The sequence below is a fragment of the Actinomycetota bacterium genome, from assembly GCA_035536535.1.
GTDB lineage: Bacteria > Actinomycetota > JAICYB01 > JAICYB01 > JAICYB01 > DATLNZ01.
In genome coordinates this window covers 1-9486 of the sequence record DATLNZ010000082.1, presented here as the reverse complement: position 1 = coordinate 9486, position 9486 = coordinate 1, and the positions used below count along the sequence as shown (strand labels likewise).

Below are 9486 nucleotides of genomic sequence, written 5' to 3'. Positions count from 1 at the left end.
CCAAGGACCATCTCGGCAAAGACCAGAATGCGTTCCAGGACAGTGTGCTGGGCATCGGGATCATGGGCCTGCTCTTGGTGGCGCTGGCGGTGGCTACCCTGCTCGTCCGGCGAAAGGAGCGGGAGCCGGCTGAGTAACGGCAGTCCGACGGCCTCCCGATCACGCGTCCGCTAGGCTTTCGCGATGCACGACCCACTGGACATGGCCCCTTTCGCCGAGCGCCGCGACGTCTTCGCCTCGACATTAGGCGACGGGGTCGCCGTCATACCGGGGGCCAGGCAGTCCACCGGCCACTCCGGGCGGTTCCGTCAGGACAGCGACTTCTACTACCTGACAGGGTTCGACGAGCCCGACGCCGTGGCCGTCATCAACCCGTCCCACGACAAGGAGCGGTACGTCCTTTTCGTCCGGCCGAGCGACCGGTTCGCGGAGATGTGGGACGGGCGCCGCGCGGGTGTGGACGGGGCGATCGGCGACTTCGGCGCCGACGCCGCTTATCCGGTCTCGGACCTGGACCGCAAGCTGCGCGAGTACCTGATCGGCTCCCGGACGCTGCACTACAGGCTCGGCAACCGCGACTACGACGACAAGATTCTGAACTTTCTCCGGCATGCGCCCGCCGTCCGGACCCACGGCCGGACCGTCGTCGAGTCGATCACGGACCCAAGGCTCGTTCTGCACGAGATGAGGCTGCGCAAGACCATGTCCGAGATCGGACGCCTGCGCACCGCCTGCGAGATTACGGCCGCCGGCCACGTCGAGGCGATGCTCGTGGCGGCGCCGGGGATGCACGAGTACGAGGTGCAGGCGGCGATCGAGCACACGTTCCGCCGGCTGGGGTCGGCGCGCGACTCCTATGAGTCGATCGTGGCCGCCGGCGCCAACGCCTGCATCCTGCACTACACGTCCAACAACGCCCTGATCGGTGAGGACGACCTGTTGCTTGTCGACGCGGGGGCCGAGTACGGCTACCTGGCAGGAGACATAACCCGCACCTTCCCGGCCTCCGGGACCTTTTCAGGCCCGCAGAAGGAGCTGTACGAGATCGTGCTTGCCGCCAACGAGGCGGCGATCGCGCTGGCCCGTCCGGGGTTGCCGTTCAGGGAGATCCACGAGACCGCCCGGCGCGTCATCACCGAGGGTCTGGTCGCGCTGGGGGTCCTGCCCCGCGGCGTCGAGGACTCCCTTTCGATGTGGCACGACCGGGAGTTCTTTCCCCACGGGACGGGCCACTGGCTGGGCATGGATGTCCATGACGTCGGCGCCGCCAAGGTGGATCGCGTGTCCCGGCCCCTGGAGCCGGGGATGGCCTTCACCATCGAGCCGGGCATCTACTTCGATCCGGCCCGCGAGTCGGTGGAGTTCGCGCTTCTGCCGATCGACGAAGAGGCCCTGTGGGAGCGAAGGCTCCGTCTGGGCCAGGGCGCGAAGGCTGAGGAGGACGCTGAGCGCGAGGGGGCCGAGAAAGTCCGGCACCCGGTCCCGGAGCGGTTCCGAGGCATCGGCATCCGCATCGAGGACGACATCCTGGTGACCGAGTCCGGGTGCGAGGTGCTGACCGGCGGGGTGCCCAAGTCCGTCGCCGAGGTAGAGGCCATGTGTCGCGAGGGGGCCGGCTAGCGCTCACGGACTGGCCGTCAATGGCTGGCCACCGCTCGGGCCCCGGGTTTTGCCTCGGAAAGTCCGGTTGGTCCGGTCACGAGTAGTGCGAAGTAACCACCTACAACCACCCGGCCCTCCCATTCGATAAAGGCGCCCCCGGACGATGACTTCTATGTCCGCCGAGTAGTCCCCGCGGAGGACAAGGGAGTCGGGCCGGGTCACCCGACGCAGAGCACGGGAGGTTGTCATGTCGTCCAGGTTCCGCAGATCCGCCACGGTGATGGCGATGGCCATGGCCTTCGGCTTCGCCGGCGGCGACGCGATGGCGGCTCGGCCCGAGTCGCCCGGAAAGGCAGCGCCCAAGGGCAACGCCTACGGCCTGAAGTGCCGCAGCAAGCCCCCGCGGGAGCGCGGCAAATGCGTCCGGGAGTTGGCCAAGGCGAACAAGAAGGCGAAGAAGAGCCCCGCACCCAGCCCCACTCCGGCTCCGACCCCGGCCCCCGAGCCGACCCCGGCCCCCGAGCCGACCCCAGTTCCGGAGCCTTCGCCGGCCGTGTAGTCCTGTAAGTCCTCATATCTCAGCCGGGGGTCCGCGAAAGCGGGCCCCCGGTTGGCGTTTCCAAACCTCCCCCTAGCTCCGGGGCAGCACGACCAGGGTCCCGCGCATCGTGTCCGGGTGCAGCGAGCAGAAGAAGGCGTAGGTCCTGCCGCCCTCCAAGTTGTCGAGCCCGATGACCGGGGTCCGCTCACCGAGCCCGACGATCTGCGTGTAGAACAGCGGCAACCCGTTCGGCCCCCGGTCGACCGACACCACGTCGTGCGGCGCGAAGTCACCGTTGACGAATGTCATCTCGCCGCCCGACTGTCCCGCCGCGGCGGGCGTGGTGTACCCCGCGGCGAGAGACCCTGGCCCCGCGGCGATCGGGGGCCCGACGGCCGCGGCGGGCGTTGCACCGGCGACCGCGGGCGCCACCACCGCGGCTGAAGCTAGAAACCGTCTCATGGGGTGCTCTCCTCGTTCGCCGGAGCATTCGCCACGGGAGGGGCCGTTCCTGCACCTCCAGGCTGGGCCGGTGCGATTGGACCCGGCCCCGCCGCCTCGGTTCGCCTTCCCTCGGCCTAGACGCGGTTGACATTTCTTTACCGGTAGACAATTGTTTACCGATGCGCGCAACCACCTTCGAACCTGCGGCGACTCGCAGCATCGAGGACCTCGAGAGCCTCAAGGCGATCTCGGACCCCATCCGCATGCGGATCCTCGAAGAGCTCACGGACCGGGAACTGTCGGTCTCCGAGGTGGCGGAGGCGCTGAGCACCACGAGGCACCGCCTGTACTACCACTTCCGCATCCTGGAAAAGCTCGACCTCGTCCGCTGCGTGTCCACACGCACCGGCTCCGGCATCGAGGAGCGCGTATACCGGGCGAGCGCCCGGCAGCTTGGGGTGTCCGACAGCCTGTCGCCCTCACTGCTCAGCGGGACGGTCGCTGCCGTGTTCGACGCAAGCTTTCGGGAGGCCGAGGCGGCGACGCGGCGGACGAGGTCCGGACGGCCCAGGCGCGACAGGATGGTCCTCGTCCGTACGGCCGCCACGCTCACGCCGGAGGAGTATCGGACGTTCGTCCGTCGGCTCCAGGAGCTGGTTTCGGAGTTCGACGGTGGCGACGGCGCAGCGTCCGGAGGCAAGCGCTACGGCCTCCTTGTGGCGCTGTCGCCCGTCGTCGATGGAGACCCCGCACCGACGCCGCGGAGCAGCCGGCCGCGTCAGAGACGGGGGAAGACGAAGTGACGGCCCCCGCGGCGGCCCCTCCGGACACCCGTCCCCGCTGGAAGCAGGTCGTGTTCTCGCAGGACCGCTCCGCGAGGATGGCGTTGATCCGCCTTCTGCCCGGCGTGAGCAGGCCCATGACTGTGGCGGTGGTGACCGCGACGCTGATCGCCGCGGCGCTTCCCGTCGCCATGACCTTGGCCAATGGTGCGCTGATCGGCGGGGTGCCCGCCGCGGTGCGCGGAGGATTCGGCTCGGACGAGGGACGGAAGCTGCTGTGGATCACCGGACTGGCCGGAGCCCTGTTTGTTGCGCAGCAGACGTTCGGGCCCGTCCGCTTGGCCCTGGCCGATGCGTTCGGGCGCCGCATCAACGGGAGATTCAAGGAGCGTGTGATGCGCTCGAGCCTGGCCCCGGCCGGCATCAGCCATCTGGAGGACCCCCGGGTGCTGGATCTCATCTCGACTGCACGCGGGATCGACACCGGAACCTGGAAGCCGGGAGACGCTGTCCGCGGTATGTCGGGCGTGGGGACCACCCGGCTGTCGGGAGTGGGTTCGGCCGTGCTCCTGGCCCTGTTCAACCCCCTGCTCGCCGTCCTCCTCGTTGTGACCTGGGTCGTGATCATGTCGCGGCTGCGCCAGGAGCTCATCGAGATGGTCAACGTGCACGTCAACGAGACCCAGGAGATGCGCAGATCCGCCTATTTCCGCGACCTTTCGCTGACGCCGCTGTCCGCCAAGGAGACCCGCATCTTCGGTCTCGGGTCCTGGGTCGTGGACCGGTTCAGATCCAGTGCTCTGACCGCGCTGCGGGAGGTGTGGAAACAGCGGAGGAACGCGTGGTCGGGGGTGGCATGGTCGGTGCCTCTGGTGATGGTGACGCACCTCGTCGCCTTCAGCATGGTCGGGCTGGCGTATGTGCAGGATTCGATCCAGCTCGGAGAGATGGCCATATACGCGCAGGCGATCTTCGGCATCCTCAGCGGGTTCGCCACCCTCGGGGAGGAAAACCTCCGAGTCGAGTACGGCGCCGCCTCCGTGCCGGCGATGCTGCAGCTGGAGGCCGAGTCGGCCGCACGAGCGGCCTCCGGTACCCAGCCTTCGACGGGGATTCCTCGCGGAGAGGTCCGTTTTGAGGCGGTCTCCTTCCGCTACCCCGGCCGGGACCAGGACGTGTTCGACGGGCTGGACCTGACGATCCCCGCGGGCCGCTCCCTGGCGATCGTCGGCGAGAACGGAGCCGGAAAGACCACGTTGGTGAAGCTTCTGGCTCGCCTGTACGACCCGACGGTGGGGCGCATCACGGTGGACGGCACCGACCTGCGCGAGTTCGAGCCGTCGGGCTGGCAGCGGCGGATCGGCGCCATATTCCAGGACTTCGTTCGCTATCAACTGCCGGTCTCGGACAACGTCGGCTTTGGCGCAATCGAACGGCTGGACGACCTGGACGCTATGCGCTCAGCCGCGGAGCGTGCCGGTGCTGCGGACGTCCTGGCCGGTCTTCCCAAGGGCTGGGAGACGGTTTTGTCGAGGTCCTACACCGACGGGGCGGATCTGTCCGGGGGGCAGTGGCAGCGCGTGGCGCTGGCCCGTGCCCTGTTCGCGGTGGCGGGCGGAGCCGGGATCCTCGTGCTGGACGAACCGACGGCCAATCTGGACGTTCGGGCCGAGGCGGACATCTACGACCGCTTCCTCGAACTGACCGCCGGACTCACCACGATCGTCATCTCCCATCGATTCTCAACCGTCCGGCGAGCGGAGCACATCGTCGTCCTGGAGCACGGCAGGGTGGTCGAGCAGGGAAGCCACGACGAGCTGCTGGCGGCGGGAGGCCGGTACGCGCGGATGTTCCGAATGCAGGCATCCAGATTCGACGACCAGATCGAAGCGGTGCCTTGATGCGACAGAGTCTTCGTGCGGCCTGGGTTCTGATGGCGATCTCGTTTCGCGCCGACCCCGTCCGGACCGTAGCGACTGTGGTCCTGATGACCTTCACCAGCGCAGCCTCAGCCGTCTTCGCCTTCGGCCTGAAGATCCTGACCGACGCGGCCGTCGCCGGCGACACGCGAGGGGTCCTGGTGGCATCGGCGGTGATAGTCGTTGTCCTGGGCGCCCTGATCACTACCGGATGGACGGGATTCCACCTGCAGACCATTCTCGCGGAGAAGGCCCAGGTCCTGATCGACCAGCGCCTCATCGAGATGGTTGAGGACGTGCCCGGCATCGAGCACCACGAGCGGCCTGACTACCACGACGAGATCGAGCTGCTGCGCCACGAGCGTGCCCGGTTGTCCAAAGTGCTGGATGCGATCGTCGGAAACATCGGGCTGGTCGTGCAGATTGGTGGAACAGCGTTGCTGCTGGCCCACCTGCACCCCATCCTGCTGACGTTGCCCCTGTTCGCGCTTCCATCGCTGTGGACGAGCTCCATCGCCGAGCGACTGCGGCAGCGGACGCTGGACGAGTGCGCCGAGCCGATCCGAGCGACCTCGCACCTGTTCGAGCTGGCCACCACCCCGGCATCGGGCAAGGAGCTGCGCGTGTTCGGGCTCGGCCCCCACCTGCTGGACCGCCACAATCGCGGGTGGGACCAGGTCGATTCGCGCATCAGCGCGTCGGCCCGCCGGTCCGTGATGCTGAGCTCGGCTGGGTGGCTGTTCTTTTCCATCGGCTACGCGGGCGCGATCTTTTTCGTCGTGCGGCGGGCGGTGCTGGGGCAGGCGACACCCGGAGACGTCCTGCTCGCGCTGACGGTTGCCGCCCAGATCAACATGCAGATCTCGGGTGCCGTCGGGATGGTCATGTGGGTGATGGCGTCGATGAAGGTCGCGCGCCGGTACCTGTGGCTCGCCGACTACGCCAAGGAGGCCCGCGCCAAGCTGGCCACTGCGATGGGACAGCCGCTGCCCGTCCCCGACGTGGTCCGTGAGGGCATCCGGTTCGAGTCGGTGGCCTTCCGCTACCCGGGAACGGAGACCGACGTCCTGAGCGGCGTGGACCTATTCGTCCCCGCAGGCACGACCATAGCCGTGGTGGGGGACAACGGCGCCGGCAAGACCACGCTCGTGAAGCTGCTGTGCCGGTTCTACGAACCGACGTCCGGGGTGATCACGCTCGACGGGATCAACATCCAGCGCTTCGACCCCGAGGAGTGGCGGACGCGTCTGTCCGCGGGCTTCCAGGACTTCGCCCGCTTTGAGCTTCTCGCCGGGCAGACCGTCGGCGTCGGACTGCTCACGCAGATGGACGACGAGCCGGCCGTGGTCGGCGCCCTGCAGCGCGCGGGGGCTGAGGGCGTGGCCCCCACGCTTCCCACCGGTCTGTCCACTCAGCTCGGCCGGTCCTTCGACGGTGGCGTGGAGCTGTCCGGCGGACAGTGGCAGAAGCTCGCGCTCGGACGGGCCATGATGCGCGAGCACCCTCTGCTGCTGGTCCTGGACGAGCCGACCGCGTCGCTCGATGCGGAGACCGAGCACGCGCTGTTCGAGCGTTACGCGCAAGGGGCGCGGAGGATCGCCGAGACCTCGGGAGCGATCACCGTCCTGGTGTCGCACCGGTTCTCCACCGTGCGCATGGCCGACCTGATCGTGGTGGTGGACGGCGGGCGGGTCGTTGAGGCCGGCTCCCACCGCGACCTGATCGAGGCGCAGGGGCTGTACGCGGAGCTGTACGAGCTGCAGGCCCGCGGTTACCGGTGATCGTCGGCGGTCGATCCGGAGTCCAGCCGGACTCCCTCGCCGGGATCTCGCTGCTCGGCCGGCTGCGCCGGACCGGCAGGCTCCACACCGGCAGGCCCCGCCCCCGGGTTCATCTCCCAGCGTGCGAGGGATGGCGCGAAAAGCATCACCGCCCCCACTCCCACGAGGCAGGCAAGGCCGCCGGACACCACCGCGAACTGCGGCGAGGTGAACGACGCGACGACCCCCGATTCGACCTCCCCGAACCGGGGACCCGTGATGACGACCATGAGGTTCACGGACGTGAGCCGTCCTCTCAGGTGGTCGGGGACCTCCATCTGCAGGATCGTCCCCCGGAAGATCGCGCTGAACACGTCGGCGGCGCCGGCGACGGCGAGCAGGAACAGGGCGAGCGGGAACGCCGTGCGCAGCATCCCGAAACCCGCGATGGCCACCCCCCATCCGACCACCGCCGCGAGCACCGCCAGTCCCTGCCTGCGGACGTGCGACACCCAGCCGCCCAACAATGCGCCGAGCAGCGCCCCGGCCCCCGGAGCGGCGAACAGCAGGCCGAGCCCCTGCGGCCCGACCTCGAAGATCTCCTCCGCGAAGAACGGGAAAAGCGCGCGGGGCCAGCCGAACAGCATGGCGACGAAGTCCAGAGCCATCGTGGACAGCAGCACCTTGTGGCCGCCCAGATAGCGCAGTCCCTCCACAAGCGACGACCACCCCGGACGGGCCCCGCCGGGCGTGCGCTGCGGCGTCCTCATGGCGGCCACGGCCACGATTGCCGCCGCGTAGGAGACGACGTCGATCCAGTAGGCGAACTGCAGGCCGGCTCGCGCGATCACCAGGCCGCCCAACGCCGGGCCCAGCACCCCGGACGTCTGGAACAGGACCTGGTTCAGCGTCATCGCGGCGGGGATCTGGTCGCGCCGCACCAGAGTCGGGATCAGCGACTGTCGCGCGGGACCGTCCAGGGCCGCCAGCGACGAAGCGGTGGCCGTGACCGCGTAGAGGAAGGGCAGTGTCGCGAAGCCGAGCTGGGCCCCCACCGCGTAGGCGACCGATGTGAGAGCGAGCCCGACCTGGCTGACCAGCAGCAGCTTTCGCCGGTCCACTGCGTCGGCGATCACTCCGCCCCACAGCGAGAACGCCATCAGGGGAAGGGCCTGGAACAGTCCGATCATCCCCACCGCCAGCGGCGACTTCGTCAACAGGTAGACCTGGTAGGGCACCGCGACGTAGCGCAGCTGCGAGCCGCACATCGAAACCAGCTGACCCGTCCACAGCAGCCGGTAGTCGCGGTTCTCGCGGAGTGGAGAGACGTCCAGCGTGATCCGGCGCCACCACGCGCGCCGCTGCACAGGGGTTTCGTCCATGGGGCCTCGAACCTACCGGGGCCCAGGATGCTGTCAAACGGAAACGGGAGGACGCCATGAAGGTCACGGTCTTCGGAGGGACCCGGTTCATCGGACGCGCCACGCTCGAGGAGCTGGCCGAGCAGGGACACGAGCTGATGGTCGTGCACCGCGGCGAGACCGAGCCGGAGGGACTCCCGGAGGCCCGGCACGTGCACGTCCCACGCAAGGAGATGGCTTCGGCCGCGGGCGAGATCGCGGACTTTGCTCCGGACGCGGTCCTGGACTGTCTGGCCATGACGCGCAAGGGGGCCGAGGTGGCGCTGGACGTCATCCCGGACTCGGTCACGCGCCGGGTCATGCTGTCGAGCATCGACGTGTACCGCGCCTACGGCGGGCTGCTGTCCGGGAAGCTGACAGACGCCGTGCCGTTCGATGAGACGTGCCCGGTGCGTCCGGAGCGGTATCCGTACCGCAACATGGGCAGCACCGACTACGAGAAACTCGACGCCGAGGAGCTGTACCTCGCCGCCGGCGGGACGATCCTGCGGCTGCCCATGGTCTACGGCGAGCACGACGCGCAGCGGCGCGAGGAGTTCATTCTGCGCAGGGTGCGGGCGGGCCGGAAGCGCATCCCCACGGGTTCGGGAGGGTTCCTCGGCTCCCGCGGCTACGTGCGCGATGTCGCTCGCGCGATCCGGCTGTCCCTTGAGACGGACAAGCCTGTAGCGGGCGAGGTCTTCAACGTGAACGAAGTCCGGACTTCACCCGACGGCCTTTGGGCCCAGCAGATCCTGGAGGCGGCGGGAAGCGACGCGGAGCTGGTGCGTGTCCCGGACGACGCCCTGCCCCCGGACCTCGGCACACTCGGCGCCGCCGGACAGCACCTGCTGGCGTCGCCGCTGAAAATCATGACCACGCTCGGCTGGGAGCCGGGGGATCCGAAGGAGAACCTGCGTCGGTCGGTGGCTTGGCACCTGGACAACCCGCCTGGGGAGCCCAGCGACGACTTCTCAGCCGACGACGCCGCGCTGGAGAAGGCGATCCCGGTCCCGGTTCCGGCTCCCTGACGGGGGC

8 protein-coding genes are annotated in these 9486 nt (G+C 68.9%); 6 read left to right on the top strand and 2 right to left on the bottom strand.

The annotated features are described in order from the left end of the window. The first annotated feature begins 183 nt into the window (after positions 1 to 183). Both VNE62_05350 and VNE62_05345 read left to right on the top strand, forming a co-directional pair. Complete coding sequence (locus tag VNE62_05350) at positions 184 to 1620, top strand: aminopeptidase P N-terminal domain-containing protein (protein ID HVE91708.1); 1437 nt, start codon at positions 184 to 186, stop codon at positions 1618 to 1620. A gap of 229 nt (positions 1621 to 1849) precedes the next feature. Further along, positions 1850 to 2161 (top strand): hypothetical protein, encoded by a 312-nt coding sequence (locus VNE62_05345; protein HVE91707.1) that lies wholly within the window; start codon positions 1850 to 1852, stop codon positions 2159 to 2161. Positions 2162 to 2233: 72 nt separating this feature from the next. On the opposite strand, the gene VNE62_05340 is transcribed toward VNE62_05345, so the two are convergent. Then, the gene (locus VNE62_05340; GenBank protein HVE91706.1) at positions 2234 to 2605 is read right to left on the bottom strand and encodes a hypothetical protein; all 372 of its coding nucleotides are present in this window, start codon (positions 2603 to 2605) and stop codon (positions 2234 to 2236) included. A gap of 161 nt (positions 2606 to 2766) precedes the next feature. On the opposite strand from VNE62_05340, the gene VNE62_05335 reads away from it, so the two are divergent. The 3 genes from VNE62_05335 to VNE62_05325 are packed head-to-tail and all read left to right on the top strand — an operon-like array spanning position 2767 to position 7069. Then, complete coding sequence (locus VNE62_05335; protein HVE91705.1) at positions 2767 to 3390, top strand: helix-turn-helix domain-containing protein; 624 nt, start codon at positions 2767 to 2769, stop codon at positions 3388 to 3390. After that, positions 3387 to 5270 carry an ABC transporter ATP-binding protein gene (locus VNE62_05330; protein ID HVE91704.1) on the top strand — a complete coding sequence of 628 codons (1884 nt, stop codon included), beginning with the start codon at positions 3387 to 3389 and terminating at the stop codon, positions 5268 to 5270. The genes VNE62_05335 and VNE62_05330 overlap by 4 nt, the downstream gene beginning before the upstream one ends. Continuing rightward, complete coding sequence (locus VNE62_05325; GenBank protein HVE91703.1) at positions 5270 to 7069, top strand: ABC transporter ATP-binding protein; 1800 nt, start codon at positions 5270 to 5272, stop codon at positions 7067 to 7069. Before VNE62_05330 ends, VNE62_05325 begins: the two co-directional genes overlap by 1 nt. On the opposite strand, the gene VNE62_05320 is transcribed toward VNE62_05325, so the two are convergent. Continuing rightward, complete coding sequence (locus VNE62_05320) at positions 7060 to 8430, bottom strand: MFS transporter (protein ID HVE91702.1); 1371 nt, start codon at positions 8428 to 8430, stop codon at positions 7060 to 7062. The two genes, VNE62_05325 and VNE62_05320, sit on opposite strands and share 10 nt — an antisense overlap. A 56-nt stretch (positions 8431 to 8486) precedes the next feature. On the opposite strand from VNE62_05320, the gene VNE62_05315 reads away from it, so the two are divergent. Next, positions 8487 to 9479, top strand: a complete 993-nt coding sequence (locus VNE62_05315; protein HVE91701.1) for an NAD-dependent epimerase/dehydratase family protein — start codon at positions 8487 to 8489, stop codon at positions 9477 to 9479. Positions 9480 to 9486 lie beyond the last annotated feature (7 nt).

What these genes read in the sequence shown, in the direction of transcription:
- VNE62_05350 (HVE91708.1), top strand. Translation starts at nt 184, where the DNA reads ATGCACGACCCACTGGACATGGCCCCTTTCGCCGAGCGCCGCGACGTC.
- VNE62_05345 (HVE91707.1), top strand. Translation starts at nt 1,850, where the DNA reads ATGTCGTCCAGGTTCCGCAGATCCGCCACGGTGATGGCGATGGCCATG.
- VNE62_05340 (HVE91706.1), bottom strand. Translation starts at nt 2,605, where the DNA reads ATGAGACGGTTTCTAGCTTCAGCCGCGGTGGTGGCGCCCGCGGTCGCC.
- VNE62_05335 (HVE91705.1), top strand. Translation starts at nt 2,767, where the DNA reads ATGCGCGCAACCACCTTCGAACCTGCGGCGACTCGCAGCATCGAGGAC.
- VNE62_05325 (HVE91703.1), top strand. Translation starts at nt 5,270, where the DNA reads ATGCGACAGAGTCTTCGTGCGGCCTGGGTTCTGATGGCGATCTCGTTT.
- VNE62_05320 (HVE91702.1), bottom strand. Translation starts at nt 8,430, where the DNA reads ATGGACGAAACCCCTGTGCAGCGGCGCGCGTGGTGGCGCCGGATCACG.
- VNE62_05315 (HVE91701.1), top strand. Translation starts at nt 8,487, where the DNA reads ATGAAGGTCACGGTCTTCGGAGGGACCCGGTTCATCGGACGCGCCACG.